The organism is Rhodococcus sp. Z13 (genome assembly GCF_025837095.1).
Lineage (GTDB): Bacteria > Actinomycetota > Actinomycetes > Mycobacteriales > Mycobacteriaceae > Rhodococcus > Rhodococcus sacchari.
The window spans coordinates 2328707-2345483 of record NZ_CP107551.1; the positions used below are offsets into that span (position 1 = coordinate 2328707).

Below are 16777 nucleotides of genomic sequence, written 5' to 3' on the forward strand. Positions count from 1 at the left end.
CGATGCCGCCCGCCACCGACCCCCGCCGCACCGACCTCGAGGCCCTCGACGCCTGGTGGCGCGCCGCGAACTATCTGTCCGTCGGACAGATCTACCTCATGGACAACCCCCTGCTGCGCGAACCGCTGCGACCCGACCACATCAAACCGCGGCTGCTCGGCCACTGGGGCACCACCCCGGGCCTGAACTTCGTCTACGCCCACCTCAACCGCGCGATCGTCGCCCGCGACCTCGACATGATGTACGTCATGGGACCTGGCCACGGCGGCCCCGGACCGGTCGCCGCGGCCTGGCTCGAAGGCACCTACAGCGAGGTCTACCCGCAGATCTCCCGCGACGAGGACGGCATGCGGCGCCTGTTCCGCCAGTTCTCGTTCCCCGGCGGCATCCCCAGCCACGTCGCCCCCGAGACCCCCGGCTCCATCCACGAGGGCGGTGAACTCGGCTACTCCCTCGCGCACGCCTACGGCGCCGCCTTCGACAACCCCGACCTGATCGTCGCCGCGGTCGTCGGCGACGGCGAAGCCGAAACCGGGCCGCTGGCCGCGAGCTGGCACTCGACGAAATTCGTCGACCCGCGGCGCGACGGGGCGGTGCTGCCGATCCTGCACCTCAACGGCTTCAAGATCGCCAACCCGACGGTCCTCGCCCGCATCGGCGAGGACGAACTGATCTCCCTGCTGCGCGGCTACGGACACGAACCGATCGTCGTCGCCGGCGACGATCCCGCCGACATGCACCGGCGCTTCGCCGCCGCCCTCGACGCGGCGCTCGACCGCATCTCCGAGATCCAGCAGACCGCCCGCAGCACCGGCACCGCGACCCGCCCGGCCTGGCCGATGCTCGTGCTGCGCTCCCCGAAGGGCTGGACCGGACCGGTCGAGGTCGACGACGCCCCGGTCGAGGGCACCTGGCGCGCCCACCAGGTACCGATCGGCGATCCCCGCGGCAACGACGAGCACCGCCGCCTCCTCGAGGAATGGCTGCGCAGCTACCGGCCGAAGGAGTTGTTCGACGACGACGGCGTTCCCGTCGCCGCCCTGCGCGATGTCGCGCCCCGCGGTACCCGGCGGATGAGCGCCAACCCGCACGCCAACGGGGGAGCAGTACTGCGCGACCTGATCCTTCCCGACTTCCGCGACTACGCCGTCGATGTTCCCGAACCGGCCACCGCCACCGGCGAGGCCACCCGCATCCTCGGCACCTTCCTGCGCGACGTCATGCGCAGCAACCCCACGAACTTCCGCATGTTCGCACCCGACGAGAACAACTCCAACCGCCTCGACGCGGTCCTCGACGCCACCGACCGCACCTGGAACGCCCGCATCGAGCCGGGCGACGACCACATCGCCCCCGACGGGCGGGTCATGGAGATCCTGTCCGAACACACCTGCCAGGGCTGGCTCGAGGGCTACCTGCTCACCGGCCGGCACGGACTGTTCTCCAGCTACGAGGCGTTCGCGCACCTCGTCGACTCGATGGTCAACCAGCACGCCAAATGGCTGCTCACCACGAACCGCATCCGCTGGCGCCGCCCCATCCCATCGCTGAACTACCTGCTCACCTCCCACGTGTGGCGGCAGGACCACAACGGGTTCTCGCACCAGGACCCCGGCTTCATCGACCACATCGTCAACAAGAAACCCGAGATCGTGCGCGTCTACCTGCCGCCCGACGCGAACACCCTGCTCTCGGTGGCCGACCACTGCCTGCGCACCCGCCAGTACATCAACGTCATCGTCGCCGGCAAGCAACCCGCCGTACAGTTCCTCGACATCGACGACGCGACCACCCACTGCCGCAAGGGCATCGGGATCTGGCAGTGGGCCTCCACCGACCGCGACACCGAACCCGACGTGGTGCTCGCCTGCGCCGGCGACATCCCCACCCTGGAGACCCTCGCCGCCGTCGACCTGCTGCACCGCCGCTTCCCCGACCTGCGCATCCGGGTGGTCAACGTCGTCGACCTCATGCGGCTGCAGGACGACCGGGCGCACCCCCACGGCCTACCCGACGCCCACTTCGACGCACTGTTCACCACCGACACGCCGGTGGTCTTCGCCTATCACGGCTATCCGTGGCTGATCCACCGTCTCGTCTACCGGCGCACCAACCACGACAACTTCCACGTCCACGGCTACATCGAGGAGGGCACGACCACCACCCCCTTCGACATGTGCGTACTCAACCGCATCGACCGCTACCACCTCGCCCTCGACGTCCTCGACCGCGTCGAGCGAATCCGGCCCATCGCCGGGCACGCCCGCGAGGAACTCGAGAACATCCTCGCCGAACACACCCGCTACGTGCGCACCCACGGCGAGGACATGCCGGTGATCACCGACTGGCACTGGCAGGGCGTCGGAATCGACTGAGCGTCACACCGATCCGCGGCGGGCCAGGCGCCCGGCGGTGAACGCGTCGACGTCCACCTCGTCCAGGGAGGTCACCACCAGATCGGCGCCCGCCGCCTCGAGCTCGGCGGCGTCGTCGAACCGGGCCACCCCGAGCGCCCACATCCCCCCGGCCTTCGCCGCCGCGATCCCGCTCACCGCGTCCTCGACCACCACACATCGCTCCGGCGGCACCCCCAGCTCGGCGGCCGCCGCCAGGAACAGATCCGGGGCGGGCTTGCCGTGCGCGACCTCCCGCCCCGACAGATCCGCATCGAACGACTCCAGCAACGAACCGTCCCCCGCCGGGATCGCCGCCAACAACCGCCCGGCGTTCCTCGACGACGACGCCGCCGCCACCGCCGACCCCGCCGCCTTCACCACCGCGACGAACCGCACCCCGTCGTCGTAGGCGGAGAACCGCCGCTCGTCGATCGACCGCAACAACAATTCCTGCTTGCGGTCGGCGTACTCGACCGCGCGGCGCGCGGCGTCCGGCACCCCGAAGAACTCCAGCGCCGCCCGGGCCCCGTCCAGCCGCGGCCGCCCCGACACCACCTGCCGGTACACCTGCGCCGTGAAACCCTCCGGCGTCCACGACGTGCACTCCCGCAGGCCGGCCCACTCACCGGTCAGCAGCTCCGCCAGCGCCTCCCGCCACGCGAGCTCGTGCGGGGAGTCCACCAGCACCCCGTCGACATCGAAGATCACCGCCCGGAAATCCGCCACCGCCGCCCTCCGAGCTCAGGCTTGCGCCGGCACCGGGTTCAACCGGAACGCGTGCGACTGCCCGGGCCCGAGCTCGACGGTCTCCCCGTTCAGTGCGACCCGCACCGGCACCCGGAAACCCTCCGCCTCGGCGAGCGCCGTCAGCACGTTGCCGTCGATGTGCACCCGCAGCGGGGTGCCACGATAACGCATCGAGAACGCCACCCCGTCCAGATGGGAGATCAACCGCGGCCGGAACACCAGCACCCCCCCGTACACCCGGGCGCCGACGTAGTAGCGCTGCACCAGATCCAGGGTGCCGCCCATGACACCCATGTGGATGCCCTCCTTGGTGGTGCCGCCCTGCAGGTCGCTCACGTCGCTCTCGAGTGCCAGCTTGAACCGCTGCCACGACGACTGCGGGTCGAACCCGCCGAGCACACCCGCGAACGTCACATGACTGAGCGTCGAACCGTGCGTGGTCCGCGCATCGTAGTACTCGACGGTGCGGCGCACCAGATCCCGATCGTAGGGATACCCCAGCCGCTCGAACACCGCCCGCAACTCCTCGTCGTCGAACAGGAAGAACAACATCACCGTGTCCGCCTGCTTCGACACCTTGTAGCGGTTCGGGTCGTCGCCCTCCGCCCGCAGGATGCGATCCATCCGCCCGATGTTCGAATACTTCGACCGGTAGTAGTCCCAGTCCAGCTCCTCGAGCTCCTCGTACCCCTCGAACTGGCTGATCACCCCGTCGTGGAAGGGCACGAACATCTTCCGGCTCATCTCCGACCAGGTACGCAACTCGTCGTCGGTCACCCGCAGCGCCGCCCGCAACGCCGTCTGCCGGCTCGTCGACAGCACCTCGAAGACGTCCAGCGCCCGCGCGGCGATCCACGCCACCATCACGTTCGTGTAGGCGTTGTTGCGCAAACCCGGCTCCGACGACCCCGGATACATCTCGTGGAACTCGTCCGGGCCCATCACCCCGTGGATCTCGTACCGGTCCCGCTCCGGGGCGTAGTGCGCGATCGACGCCCAGAACCGGGCGATCTCGAGCATCATCTCCGCCCCGTAGTCGGCGAGGAACTCCACATCGTCGGTGGCCTGGAAATGCCGCCACACGTTGTAGAAGATCGCCGCGCTCACATGCCGCTGATTGCGGCTCAGATCCGGATCCCACTGCCCCGACAGCGGATTCAGATGCACCGTCTGGGTCTCCTCGGTGCCGTCGCTGCCGCTCTGCCAGGGATACATCGCCCCCCGGTAACCGGCCTCCCGCGCCGCGGCCTGCGCCTCACCCAGCCGCCGGTAGCGGTACAGGATCAACCCCTTGCTGATCTCCGGCGCCCGCAGATCCAGGAACGGATAGACGAACGTCTCGTCCCAGAACACGTGCCCGCGATAGGCCTCCCCGTTCAACCCCCGCGCCGGCACCCCCGCATCCAGCCGGGCGGTGTGCCGCGAACACACCTGCAGCACATGCGAGACGTGCAGGCGCAACAGCAACTGGGCGCGCGGCTCCCGCGGCAACCGGATGTCGCAGATGTCCCACAACTCGTCCCAGGCCGCGGCGTGCTCGGCCCAGGCCTCCGCGAAATCGGGGCAACGCAACACGTGCCGGCCCGCGGTCGCCAACGGCTCGGTGATCGCGTCGTCGCGGGAGGTGAACATCGTCACCAGCTTCTCGACCCGCACCGTGGCGCCCGCGGAGACCTCGAACGCCAGCACCTGCTGGATGTAGTCCTCCGTCTGGTACAGGTCACGGTCGATCAGCATCGGCCCCGGCGAGCCGTCCCGGAACACCCGCGTACGCGCGGCCTGCGCGATGTAGATGTCCGACTGGCGGATCTGCACCTTCAACGCGATCGTCTCCGGCCCGAAGGTACGCGGGGACACCGGGTCGAGATGTCGGCCCTCGAGATCGCGGTACCGGGCGACCGCCCGGTTGGTGACCCGCCCGTCGAGCGCGGAGACGATCTCCACCCGCCCCGACCAGTTCTCCGGGGTCAGCGACCACTCGACGGCACCCTGGTGGGGATGCGCCATGCTCACGAACCGGCGGCTGCGCAGCGTGGTCTCGCGCAACCGCCGATCCCGGAACCGCAGCTCCCGCACCACCGTCGCCGTGCGGATGTCGTAGACGTGCCGGTAGGACAGGATCTCCACGTTCGACAACCGGATCGCGTCCTCACCCTCGATGCGCAGCTTGAGCACGAGCCAGTTCGGCAGATTGACCAGATCCTCGTTGAGGACGGGATTGCCGCCCATGATCGTGGTCTCGCGGTTGTAGCAACGGTGCGCATAGGTCCCCGGATAGTGGACCTCACCCATGTCCTCCCACTCCGCGGTGCCCCGCGTGCAGAAGTACCCGTTGCCCGTGGAGGTCAGCGACTCACGCAGCGCCTCGTCCTCGGGATCGAAACGGTCGTATCCGAGAGTGAATTCGGGGTCGAACGTGTAATCCGGGTCGGATGTGTATTCCGGGTCGGACACGGACGCCTCCTGGGAGTCGGAACCGATACGAGCGGAAAGACCGCGCGGGGGAGAGGTGGGTGCCGCTACCTCCCCAGCACGGACAGGAAGTCCTGCACGGCATCCACCGACGGCAGGACGAAGTCGGCGGCGGTCCGGCGCTCGGCCATCTCCGGATCGTCGGGGCTGCCCACGAGGATCCCGACGCCCCGGCCCTGCAGCGCCCGGAAGGCGTCCTCGTCGGTGATGTCGTCGCCGAGATACAACGGCAGCACCTCCTCCCCGGTCAGGCCGAGCACGTCGATCAGGTGCAGCACGGCCCGGCCCTTGTCCCAGTCGACGGCGGGCTTGAGTTCGTAGACCATCTTCCCGGGCACCATGTCGAGGCGGCCGCTGTTCTCGGCGAGCAACGTCTCGACCAGCGCGGTCACCCGCGGCCGGTCGGCAGGATCGGCCTGCCGGTAGTGCACCGCCACCGACGCCCGCTTCGGTTCGATGCCCACCCCGGCGATACCGTCGACCCGTTCGCGCAGCAGCGCGGTGACCTCGCCGACCAGATCGGTGAAGTCGTCGAGCACGTCGTGGGCGATCGGACCGGTGGTCGGGCTCCAGATGTCGAAACCGTGACTGCCGGCGACGACGAGATCGTCGACGCCCATCAGCTGCTGCACCACCTCGCGGTCGCGGCCGGTGACGATGCACACCGAGCACCGGTCGGCGAGTTCCCGCACGGTGCGGCGCATCCCGTCCGACCACACCGCGTCCTCGGGGCGGGCGACGATGGGAGTGAGCACTCCGTCGTAGTCGAGGAACACCGCGGGCCGGCGCCCGGACAGGCGCGCGGCCAGCTCGTCGGCCACTCGTCCGGGCGAGGAATGCGCGGCCAGGGCCGCCGGCAGCTCCTCCACGGCGCGGAGCGTGGTCATCGTCTCGGTCCTCCTGTCGTCCCGGCGGGCCGTTCGTCTCGAACCGTACACCTCGGACACATGCCTCCGATCCGGAACTCGATCACCGCAACGGCCGGCGCCAGCGCGCCTCCTCGGCGGTGAGCTGCTCCCGGAGATGTTCGGCCGCATCGTCGTTGCGGAACGGACCCGCCAGCAGATCGGCGTACAGATGCGACACCGCGACGTGACGCAGCCCACCACGGCGATCCATCCGATCGAAGGCCACCGGCGACCACGGGATCGCCACCACCACGTCGCCACCGTGGTCCACCGGACGCAACCCGAGCGCATCGGCGAAGTCGTCGGGATCGTCGGCGTACGCCTCGAGCAACGCCGGCGCGGCGTAGTCGGTGGCACCGACACCGGTGAGCGCGTAGGGGATGTCGACGCGCTCGGCGAGGCGGGCACGGATCGCCGCGACCCCCTCGGGGGCGGCGAACCGCCGCACCGCGCACACCTTCCGCTCCCCGGCCCAGGCGCGCAGCATCGGCTCCCAGCGCACCTCGACGATCGGGCCGCGGGGGACCCGTCGCACCAGTTCGCGTTCGACGAGCACCTCCACCACCCGGTAGGTCGCGCCGGTGGAGGCCCCGGACAGCTTGATCAGCTCCGGGACGCTGAGTTCGCCCACATGATCGGCCAGCGCCCGCACCACCCGATCGGACGGCTCACCCGTCAGCACCCCGGAGGGGCGGCCGGGGCCGCGCCACGGATCGGCGTCGGCACCGCGGTCGCGCACCCAGATCGCCGGGCGGGCCGCGACGAGGGAGAGGTTGCCGGTCGCGTCGGCGTAGGAGATGCCGTGCTGGTCGAGCTGGCGGCGCACCGGATCGGACAGATAGTGGGCGCACACGAAGCCACGATCGGCATCGGACAGGTCGGCGGCGATGCGGGCGACGTCGCCGCTGAGCACACCGCGGGAGGTGACGACGGCGAAGGAGACCGACTCGCCGTCGGGGGCGGTGACCAGCAGGCGGGTGGGGGCCTCGGGGGAGCGGGCGCGGTCGCTCGACAACGACCAACCCAGCGGCAGGCACGCTTCGAGCCGCGCCGCGGCGCGGCGGTAGATGTCGATGTGCCGCTCGGGGCGGGGGCCGATCGGATTGGCGGGGGCGGTACCGGGCGCAGTCACATCCACCACGATAGCCACTCTGTGCAGAACGGAAAAGAGAAATTAACGAAATCACGGTGGTCCGGACACCACCCCCACCACACCCGGCCCACAACGGCGACATGCGCTAGTTTCGTGACATGAACAACACCACCGGCCGGATCGCCTTCGTCCAGGCCACATGGCACCGCAGCATCGTCGACCAGGCGAAGATCGGCTTCACCGAGGAGATCGGCACGCTCGGCTGGCCGGAGGACTCGATCGACTTCTTCGAGGTGCCCGGAGCCTTCGAGATCCCGCTGCACGCCAAGCGCCTCGCGCAGTCCGGCCGCTACGCCGGCATCGTCGCCGCCGGCCTGGTCGTCGACGGCGGCATCTACCGGCACGACTTCGTCGCCACCGCCGTCATCGACGGGCTCATGCGCGTCCAGCTCGACACCGACGTGCCGGTGTTCTCCGTGGTGCTGACCCCGCACCATTTCCACGAGCACAGCGACCACGTCGAATACTTCACCAAGCACTTCGTGAAGAAGGGCGCCGAGGCCGCGCGGGCTCTCGACGCCACCCTGCAGTCGCTGGCTGCGCTGCCGACCGAGTGATCCCGGGCCGGCAGCGCAGCCGCGTTCAGCGTGCGCTGCCGGACACGTTCTTCTTCGCGGGCGAGGTCGCTTCGGTGCGGGGCTCCGGCGCTTCGGTGCGTTGCCGGTACGCTGCCCGGGCGGTCTCGTCGGTGTTCAGCGCCAGCTTCTGCAGCCCGAACGCCGCCGACAGGCGGTAGCGGGTGGCCTCCGGCAACAGCTTCAGCACACCGAGGATCACCCCCGCCGCGCGCGGCACGTACCGCAGGCCGGGGCGGCGCTTCGTGATCACGTCGACGATCGCGGCGGCGACGTCCTCCGGGCCGACCATCGCGACCTTCTCGATGAGGGCGTTCGGCTTCATGCCCGCGATGAGTTCGGTGCGCACGAAACCCGGTGCGATGGTGGAGACCACGACGTTCGACTCGGCCAGTTCCTGGCGCAGCACCGCGCCGAGGCCGATCACCGCGTGCTTGGTGGCCGAGTAGACGGCGAGACCGGGTGCACCCTCGATGCCCACGACGGAGCCGAGATTGACGATCTGGCCGTGGCCCTGGGCGGTGAAGCGCGCGGCCGCGATCTTCGATCCGAGGATCACGCCGCGGATGTTCACGCCGATCTGCCGGTCGGTGACGAGGTCGGTCTCGTCGAGGAAGGCACCGGTGGGCATGATGCCGGCGTTGTTGACGAGCACGTCGAGTCCGCCGAGTTCGAGTTCGGCGAGGCCGAGGAACTCCTCGAACGAGGCGCGGTCGCTCACGTCGACGTGGGCGCCGAGCACGGTGGTGCCGAAGCGGTCCCCGATGGCGGCGGCGGTCTCGCGCACCAGGTCCTGATCGATGTCGCCGATGGCCACGCGGGCGCCGGCGGCGACCAGCGCCTCCGCGGTCGCCCGTCCGATGCCGCGGGCACCACCGGTGATGACCACTCGTCTGCCCTGCAGGTTCGCGCTCATGCGGCGTCGTCCTTTCGTTCGTGTGTCCTTGCTGTTGTCCACGCTAGGAACGGCGAGGATCGTGAGCCATGCCACTATCGGCAAGTTCTTGTGAATTTCGGCCACGGTGCCGAAAGATGGGTCCTCGTGAACAGCTGGACCTCCCGCCGCGCGGCGACGAGCGCGGCCCTGCTCGTGTCGTTCGGCCGTGAACGCGGCATCGCCCCGCAGACACTGCTTGCCGGCACCGGGCTGACCGAAGCCGCTCTGGCGGAGCCGGGACGGGAGATCACCGACGAGCAGGAACTGACGGTGATCACCAACCTGGTGACGGCACTGGACGACGCGCCGGGGGAGGGGTTCGTGCTCGGCCGCCGCTATCAGGCCGTGGTGCACGGCATCTTCGGCTACGCCCTGCTCAGCTGCGCGACGGTGCGGGAGGCGATCGAGGTCGGCACCCGTTTCTTCGATCTCACCTTCGCGTTCTCCCGGGCAGCCCTGCGCTACGACGGCGACGAGGTTCGTTTCTGTCTCGACGACCGGCATGTGCCGGCACAGGCCCGCGGGTTCCTGTTCGAACGGGACGTGTCGGGGATGCTCACACACTGGGAAGCCCTGTGGGGAGACCGGTCCGAGGTACGGCGTATCGAGGTGGACTCGACGCTGGGGGAGCGGGTGGGTCCGGTCCTGGCCTCGCACGGCTACCGGGTCGTCGGAACCACCGGGCCGCACGCGGTGGTCGTGGACGCGCGGGCGCTGGATCGCCCCATGCCGACCGCCAGCCCGGAGGCCGCGGCGGTGCTGTTGCGGGAGTGCGCCGAGCTGCTGCAGCGACGACAGAGCCGCAGCGGGCTGAGCAGCAGTGTGCGGGAGGTGCTGCTGCGGACCGCAGCGGAGGGGCCGACCCAGGAGCGGGTGGCTCGGGAGCTGGGGACCAGCGTGCGCACACTGCGACGCAGGCTGGGGGAGGAGGGGACCTCCTACCGTGCGATCGTCGCGGAGACCTTCGGGGCGGTGGCCGAGGAACTGCTCGATGCCGGGTTGCCGGTGGAGAGGGTGGCGAGACGACTGGGCTACTCGGACGCGTCGAGCTTCACGGTCGCCTTCAAACGATGGACCGGACGGACCCCGGGGCGTGGCAGAACGATCCGAAATTATTCTGGATAAGACGGAAACTATAGAAATACAGAATCCCTCCCTCCCGCACACATCACCTCACGAGGGAGCTCACCGACCCTCGCCGACTATGAAACCGCGAGGCGGGCTGGAGATCAGGAAGGGCGAGGACCGGTCCGAGGTGTCGCGATGGGCACCACCGTTGCGAGCAGAACAGCAGGTACGAGGAAGGCCGCGAAAGGCTCTGCCCCATAGACCGGTGTGAGCAGCACAGGGGAGAAGGCCTGGCCGCCGAAGCGGAAAGCCTGTACCACCGAGACCGCACCGCCGCGGTTGCCGCCACCGCCGCCGAGTACTGCGGCGTTGACGCCGACCAGGATGCACTGCGATGCGACTCCCGCGAGGAACCAGGCGACGGAGATGATCACCAGGGAGGACGCACCACCGATCGTCACCACGAGGGCCGCCCCGCCGAGCGCGCCGACGATCAGCGAGCGGCGGGCGCCCACACGGTCGATGAGCATGCCGACAGGACGGGCGGTGAGGATGCCGGCGAGACCGAACAAGGTCAGCAGGGCACCGCGCTGGGACGAGGTGAGCCCGAAGAAGTCCTCGGTGCGGAAGGCCAACAGGAAGTTCAATCCGCCGAGTGCAGCGTTGCCGAGCAGAGCCACCACACCGATCCGAAGCACGTACGGTCCGAGTGCGTCACGCAGGCGGGCCGGTTCGCGGCCGGCCGTCTCGTCGCGTACCGAGTCGGGCAGGCCAATGACGGTGAGTACCACCGCCGCGGCGGCGAGGACCACGAACGACCAGCGCCAGCTGGTCTCGGCGGCGAGTCCGCCCACCAGAGGGGCGACGGTCTGACCGGTGGCCTGCATCGCCCCGAACAACCCGAGCGCCCGACCGAGCCGGTCCTTGGGGGTGACCATCGCCAGGGCGGCGAGGAGGATCGGAGTGGTGAAGGCGTTCGCGGCGCCCTGCAGCATCCGCGCGCCGAGGAGCAGGGAGAAGGTGGGAGCAAGAGCAGCGGCGAGCGATACGGCCGCGTACACCGCATAGGCGCTGCGGACGGTGCGCACCCGCCCCCAGCGGGTACCGAGTGTGCCGGAGAACAGCATGGTCGCTGCGAACACCGCGAGGTAGGCGGTGACCGTGGTGGCCGCGGCCCCGGTGGAGACGCCGACGTCGGCACCGATCTCCGGGAGCATCGACACGACGACACTGCCGCCGAAGGGCCCAAGGAATCCACCCGCGTACAGCGCCGCGCGCTGCAGCGGTTCGCGAACCGCGCTCACCGGTTGAAGCCGCCGGGGCCCCGTCGACGCAGATAGCGCTCGAACTCCGCGGCGAGGGCGTCGCCGTCGATCTTCGCGATGACCTCCGAGATGTCCTCCTCGGCCTCTGCGTCGCCGCGTTCCTCGAGGGTCCGCACGTACTCGGCGATCTCCTCGTCGTCCTCGATCATGTCGGTGACGGTCTGTTCCCACTCCTCGGCGAGCAGGGGGAGTTCGCCGAGGGGCACCTCGATGTCGAGGACGTCCTCGACGCGACGCAGCAGCGCGACGGTGGCCTTGGGGTTGGGTGGGTTGGACACGTAGTGGGGGACGGCCGCCCAGAAGGACACGGCGGGGATGCCGGCGCGGACGAAGGCGTCCTGCAGGACGCCGGTGATGCCGGTGGGGCCTTCGTAGCGGGAGGTCTGCAGCTTGAAGCGTTCGGCGGCCTCGGAGCTGTAGGCGGTGCCGGTCACCGGGACGGGCCGGGTGTGGGCAGTGTCGGCGAGGAGGGCTCCGAGCAGCACGACGGTGTGGACCTGCAGTTCGTCGACGAGTTCGATGATGGCGTCGCAGAAGCTGCGCCAGCGCATGCTCGGTTCGATGCCGTGGAGCAGGACGACGTCGCGGTCGGCGCCGGGAGGCGAGCACAGGGACAGCCGGGTGGTGGGCCAGACGATCTCGCGGGTGACGCCGTCGATGAGCCGGACCTGGGGCCGGTTGACCTGGTAGTCGTAGTACTCCTCCGAGTCGAGCTCGGCGAAGGGCTCGGCGTCCCAGATCAGTTCGAGATGTTCGACGGCGCCGCTGGCGGCGTCGCCGGCGTCGTTCCACCCTTCGAAGGCGGCGACGAGTACCGGATCGCGCAGGACTGGGACGTCCTGGTCCGGGCTCTCGGGAAAGTCGGGTGCGCTCACCCGTCCAGCCTACGACCCGCCCCGATCCGGGCGCCCACTAGTCTGAAGGGCATGTCCACCCCACTGCATTCCGTCCTGCTCGATGCGCTGAAGCGGCGCGTTGTCATCGGAGACGGGGCGATGGGCACCATGTTGCAGGCCGCGGATCTGTCGCTCGACGACTTCCGCGGCTTGGAGGGGTGCAACGAGATCCTCAACGAGTCTCGCCCCGATGTGATCCGTGGGATCCATCGGGCGTATTTCGAGGCCGGCGCGGACGTGGTCTCGACCAACACCTTCGGTTGCAACCTGCCCAACCTCGCCGACTACGACATCGCCGACCGTATCCGTGATCTGTCCGAACGTGGTGCCCGCCTCGCTCGTGAGGTGGCCGACGAGATGGGTCCCTCCGCCGATGGGACGCCGCGCATGGTGATCGGGTCGATGGGTCCGGGTACGAAGCTGCCCACCCTCGGTCACGCGCCTTTCGCGGCGCTGCGCGACGCGTATGTCGAGTCGGCGCTGGGCATGATCGACGGCGGCGTGGACGCGATCCTGGTGGAGACCTGCCAGGACCTGCTGCAGGCGAAGGCCGCGATCATCGGCAGCAAGCGGGCGATGGAGCAGGCGGGCCGGCGGGTGCCGATCGTCGCGCACGTGACGGTGGAGACGACGGGCACGATGCTGCTCGGGTCGGAGATCGGTGCGGCGTTGACGGCGTTGGAGCCGCTGGGCATCGACCTGATCGGTCTGAACTGCGCGACCGGCCCGGCCGAGATGACCGAGCATCTGCGGTACCTGTCGCAGCACGCGCGGATCCCGGTGTCGGTGATGCCGAACGCGGGTCTGCCGGTGCTGGGTGCGAACGGCGCGGAGTATCCGTTGCAGCCGGAGGAGCTGGCGGAGGCCCTGGCAGGGTTCGTCGCCGAGTACGGGCTGGCATTCGTCGGGGGCTGCTGCGGCACGACCCCGGAGCACATCCGGCAGGTCGCCGAGGCGGTGCGGGGTGTGGAACCGGCGCCGCGCGCCCCGCAGCCGGAGCCGGGGGTGTCGTCGCTGTACACCTCGGTGCCGTTCGAGCAGGACGCGTCGATCCTGATGATCGGTGAGCGGACGAACACGAACGGGTCGAAGGCGTTCCGGGAGGCGATGCTCGCCGCGGACTGGGACAAGTGCCTGGATATCGCGAAGGATCAGATCCGCGACGGTGCGCACATGCTGGACCTGAACGTCGACTACGTCGGTCGTGACGGTGCGGTGGACATGGCGGAGCTGGCGGGTCGGTTCGCGACGTCGTCGACGTTGCCGATCATGATCGACTCGACGGAGCCGGACGTGATCCGGGCGGGTCTCGAGCATCTCGGTGGCCGGTGTGCGGTGAACTCGGTGAACTACGAGGACGGTGACGGTCCGGGTTCGCGGTTCGAGCGGATCATGCAGCACGTGGTCGAACACGGTGCGGCGGTGGTCGCGTTGACGATCGACGAGGAGGGCCAGGCCCGTACCGCGGATCACAAGGTGCGGATCGCGGAGCGGTTGATCGCGGATCTGACGGGCAAGTGGGGTCTGTCGCCGCAGGACATCATCGTCGATGCGTTGACCTTCCCGATCTCGACGGGCCAGGAGGAGGTGCGCCGGGATGCGATCGAGACGATCGAGGCGATCCGGCGGATCCACGAGGCGCATCCGGAGGTGCACTTCACGCTCGGTATCTCGAATGTGTCGTTCGGTCTGAATCCGGCGGCGCGGCAGGTGCTGAATTCGGTGTTCCTGCACGAGTGCACCGAGGCGGGTCTGGACACGGCGATCGTGCACGCGTCGAAGATCCTGCCGATGGCGCGGATCCCGGAGGAGCAGCGGCAGGTCGCGCTGGATCTGGTGTACGACCGGCGGCGGGAGGGTTACGACCCGCTGCAGAAGCTGATGGAATTGTTCGAGGGTGTGTCGGCGGCGTCGGCACGCGAGTCGCGGGCGCAGGAGCTGGCGGCGTTGCCGTTGTTCGAGCGGCTGGAGCGGCGCATCGTCGACGGTGAGCGCAACGGTCTCGAGGACGATCTGACCGAGGCGATGCAGACCACCCCGCCGTTGGCGATCATCAACGACACGTTGTTGTCGGGGATGAAGACGGTCGGCGATCTGTTCGGGTCGGGGCAGATGCAGTTGCCGTTCGTGTTGCAGTCCGCCGAGGTGATGAAGGCGGCGGTGGCGTTCCTCGAGCCGCACATGGAGTCGACGGGCGACGAGGGCAAGGGCCGGATCGTGCTGGCGACCGTCAAGGGCGATGTGCACGACATCGGTAAGAACCTGGTGGACATCATCCTGTCGAACAACGGCTACGAGGTGATCAACCTCGGTATCAAGCAGCCGATCGCGACGATCCTGGAGGCGGCGGTCGACAAGCGCGCCGATGTGATCGGTATGTCGGGGCTGCTGGTGAAGTCGACGGTGGTGATGAAGGAGAACCTCGAGGAGCTCAACGCCCGCGGGGTGGCCGAGCAGTTCCCGGTGCTCCTCGGTGGTGCGGCGCTCACGCGCAGCTACGTGGAGAACGATCTGGCGGAGATCTACGAGGGCAAGGTGTCGTATGCGCGGGACGCCTTCGAGGGTCTGGCGTTGATGGACCGGGTGATGGCCGAGAAGCGGGGCGAGGGCCCGGCTCCGGACAGCCCGGAGGCACTGGAGGAGGCGCGGAAGGCCGCCGAGCGCAAGGAGCGGCACGAGCGCAGCAAGCGGATCGCGGAGAAGCGGAAGGCCGCGGCAACACCGGCGGAGATCCCCGCGCGCAGTGATGTGGCGGCGGATCTGCCGGTGCCGACCCCGCCGTTCTGGGGTACCCGGGTGATCAAGGGCATCCCGTTGGCGGACTACGCGTCGCTGATCGACGAGCGGGCGTTGTTCCTGGGGCAGTGGGGGCTGCGCGGGCAGCGCGGCGGTGACGGGCCGACCTACGAGGAGCTGGTGGAGACGGAGGGCCGGCCGCGGTTGCGGTACTGGCTGGACCGACTGGCGACCGAGGGGATCCTGCAGCACGCCGCGGTGGTGTACGGCTACTTCCCGGCGGTGTCCGAGGGTGACGACGTGGTGGTGCTGACCGAGGCGCGCCCGGATGCGCCGGAGCGGTACCGGTTCACCTTCCCGCGGCAGCAGCGGCCGCGTTTCCTGTGCATCGCCGATTTCGTGCGGTCGCGGGAGGATGCGCTGGCGTCGGGTCAGGTGGATGTGTGGCCGTTCCAGCTGGTGACGATGGGGCAGCCGATCGCGGATTTCGCGAACGAGCTGTTCGCGTCGAACGCCTACCGGGACTATCTGGAGGTGCACGGGATCGGGGTGCAGCTGACGGAGGCGCTGGCCGAGTACTGGCATCGGCGGGTGCGGCAGGAGCTGGTGTTCCCGGAGGGCCGGACGGCGGCGGACGAGGATCCCGAGGATGTCGCCGAGTACTTCAAGCTCGCCTATCGGGGTGCGCGGTTCGCGTTCGGCTACGGGGCGTGCCCGAATCTCGAGGACCGCATCAAGTTGGTGGAGCTGCTCGAGCCGGAGCGGATCGGGGTGGAGTTGTCGGAGGAGCTGCAGCTGCATCCGGAGCAGTCCACCGATGCGTTCGTGCTGCACCACCCGGAGGCGAAGTACTTCAATGTCTGAGTGGGTGGAGGCGCCGCTCGCGGTGCACAACGGTGCGTTGCGGGCGGTGCTGTGGGACATGGACGGCACGTTGCTCGAGTCGGAGCGCCTGTGGGACGTCGGGATGCGGGAGTTGTCGCTGCATCTCGGGGGTCCGATGAGCGAGGAGACCCGGATCGCCACGATCGGGGGTCCGATGGATCTGGCGGTGTACCGCACGTTCGCGGGGCTGGGTCTGGAGCCGACCGAGGACGAGCAGGCCGCGGCGGCGGTGTGGCTGACCGAGTACATGCGGGCGTTGTTCGCGCAGGGGTTGCCGTGGCGGCCGGGGGCGCAGGCGGCGTTGCGCACGGTCCGTGAGGCGGGGCTGGGGTCGGTGTTGGTGACCAACACCGAGCGGGCGTTGTGCGAGGTGGCGCTGGACACCCTGGGCCGCGAGCATTTCGATCATTCGGTGTGCGGTGACGAGGTGCCGGCCGGCAAGCCGGATCCGGCGCCCTATCTGCGGGCGGCCGAGCTGCTCGGGCTCGATCCGGCGCAGTGCCTGGCGGTGGAGGACTCGCCGACGGGTGCGGCCGCGGCGGACGCGGCGGGCTGCACGGTGCTGGTGGTGCCGTCGCTGGTGGACGTGCCGGGTTCGGCGCGGCGGGTGTTCCGGTCGACCCTCGAGGGGTTGAGCGCGGAGGATCTGCACGAGCTGCACGGGGCGGGGGTGCGCTGA

Annotated in this window: 12 protein-coding genes; 5 read left to right on the forward strand and 7 right to left on the reverse strand. The window is 69.4% G+C overall.

Going from position 1 to position 16777, the window contains the following annotated elements:
• The first annotated feature begins 2 nt into the window (after positions 1-2).
• Entirely contained in the window at positions 3-2375 is a 2373-nt protein-coding gene (locus OED52_RS10700; protein ID WP_264150893.1) for a phosphoketolase family protein, read from the forward strand.
• A 3-nt stretch (positions 2376-2378) separates the two neighbouring features.
• Here OED52_RS10700 and OED52_RS10705 read toward each other — a convergent pair whose 3' ends face one another.
• The 4 genes from OED52_RS10705 to OED52_RS10720 all read right to left on the reverse strand — a co-directional run bounded on the left by OED52_RS10705 (position 2379) and on the right by OED52_RS10720 (position 7661).
• Entirely contained in the window at positions 2379-3122 is a 744-nt protein-coding gene (locus OED52_RS10705; RefSeq protein ID WP_264150894.1) for an HAD family hydrolase, read from the reverse strand.
• 15 nt (positions 3123-3137) lie between these two features.
• Positions 3138-5597 carry a glycoside hydrolase family 65 protein gene (locus OED52_RS10710; RefSeq protein WP_264150895.1) on the reverse strand — a complete coding sequence of 820 codons (2460 nt, stop codon included), beginning with the start codon at positions 5595-5597 and terminating at the stop codon, positions 3138-3140.
• 65 nt (positions 5598-5662) lie between these two features.
• Positions 5663-6502 carry a trehalose-phosphatase gene (gene otsB / locus OED52_RS10715; RefSeq protein WP_264150896.1) on the reverse strand — a complete coding sequence of 280 codons (840 nt, stop codon included), beginning with the start codon at positions 6500-6502 and terminating at the stop codon, positions 5663-5665.
• An 82-nt stretch (positions 6503-6584) separates the two neighbouring features.
• Positions 6585-7661 (reverse strand): helix-turn-helix domain-containing protein, encoded by a 1077-nt coding sequence (locus OED52_RS10720; RefSeq protein WP_264154653.1) that lies wholly within the window; start codon positions 7659-7661, stop codon positions 6585-6587.
• A gap of 113 nt (positions 7662-7774) precedes the next feature.
• Between OED52_RS10720 and OED52_RS10725 the strand changes: the two genes are divergently transcribed.
• Entirely contained in the window at positions 7775-8233 is a 459-nt protein-coding gene (locus OED52_RS10725) for a 6,7-dimethyl-8-ribityllumazine synthase (RefSeq protein ID WP_264150897.1), read from the forward strand.
• Positions 8234-8258: 25 nt separating this feature from the next.
• Here the strand turns inward: OED52_RS10725 and OED52_RS10730 are convergent, their stop codons facing one another.
• Positions 8259-9167: an SDR family NAD(P)-dependent oxidoreductase gene (locus OED52_RS10730; RefSeq protein WP_264150898.1), complete on the reverse strand. Its 909-nt coding sequence runs from the start codon at positions 9165-9167 to the stop codon at positions 8259-8261.
• Positions 9168-9293: 126 nt separating this feature from the next.
• Here OED52_RS10730 and OED52_RS10735 point away from each other — a divergent pair, with 126 nt between their 5' ends.
• Positions 9294-10313: an AraC family transcriptional regulator gene (locus tag OED52_RS10735; RefSeq protein ID WP_264150899.1), complete on the forward strand. Its 1020-nt coding sequence runs from the start codon at positions 9294-9296 to the stop codon at positions 10311-10313.
• A 104-nt stretch (positions 10314-10417) separates the two neighbouring features.
• Here the strand turns inward: OED52_RS10735 and OED52_RS10740 are convergent, their stop codons facing one another.
• A complete protein-coding gene (locus tag OED52_RS10740) occupies positions 10418-11560 on the reverse strand; it encodes an MFS transporter (protein ID WP_264150900.1) in 1143 nt (380 codons plus the stop codon).
• Complete coding sequence (locus tag OED52_RS10745; protein ID WP_264150901.1) at positions 11557-12456, reverse strand: PAC2 family protein; 900 nt, start codon at positions 12454-12456, stop codon at positions 11557-11559. Before OED52_RS10745 ends, OED52_RS10740 begins: the two co-directional genes overlap by 4 nt.
• 51 nt (positions 12457-12507) lie before the next feature.
• On the opposite strand from OED52_RS10745, the gene metH reads away from it, so the two are divergent.
• Together metH and OED52_RS10755 are read left to right on the forward strand one after the other, a co-directional pair.
• Positions 12508-16077, forward strand: a complete 3570-nt coding sequence (gene metH, locus OED52_RS10750; RefSeq protein WP_264150902.1) for a methionine synthase — start codon at positions 12508-12510, stop codon at positions 16075-16077.
• Complete coding sequence (locus tag OED52_RS10755; protein ID WP_264150903.1) at positions 16070-16777, forward strand: HAD family hydrolase; 708 nt, start codon at positions 16070-16072, stop codon at positions 16775-16777. The genes metH and OED52_RS10755 overlap by 8 nt, the downstream gene beginning before the upstream one ends.

Excerpts from the sequence above, each read along its gene's own strand:
- OED52_RS10730 (WP_264150898.1), bottom strand. The coding sequence starts at position 9,167 with ATGAGCGCGAACCTGCAGGGCAGACGAGTGGTCATCACCGGTGGTGCC.
- otsB (WP_264150896.1), bottom strand. The coding sequence starts at position 6,502 with ATGACCACGCTCCGCGCCGTGGAGGAGCTGCCGGCGGCCCTGGCCGCG.
- metH (WP_264150902.1), top strand. The coding sequence starts at position 12,508 with ATGTCCACCCCACTGCATTCCGTCCTGCTCGATGCGCTGAAGCGGCGC.
- OED52_RS10700 (WP_264150893.1), top strand. The coding sequence starts at position 3 with ATGCCGCCCGCCACCGACCCCCGCCGCACCGACCTCGAGGCCCTCGAC.
- OED52_RS10725 (WP_264150897.1), top strand. The coding sequence starts at position 7,775 with ATGAACAACACCACCGGCCGGATCGCCTTCGTCCAGGCCACATGGCAC.
- OED52_RS10755 (WP_264150903.1), top strand. The coding sequence starts at position 16,070 with ATGTCTGAGTGGGTGGAGGCGCCGCTCGCGGTGCACAACGGTGCGTTG.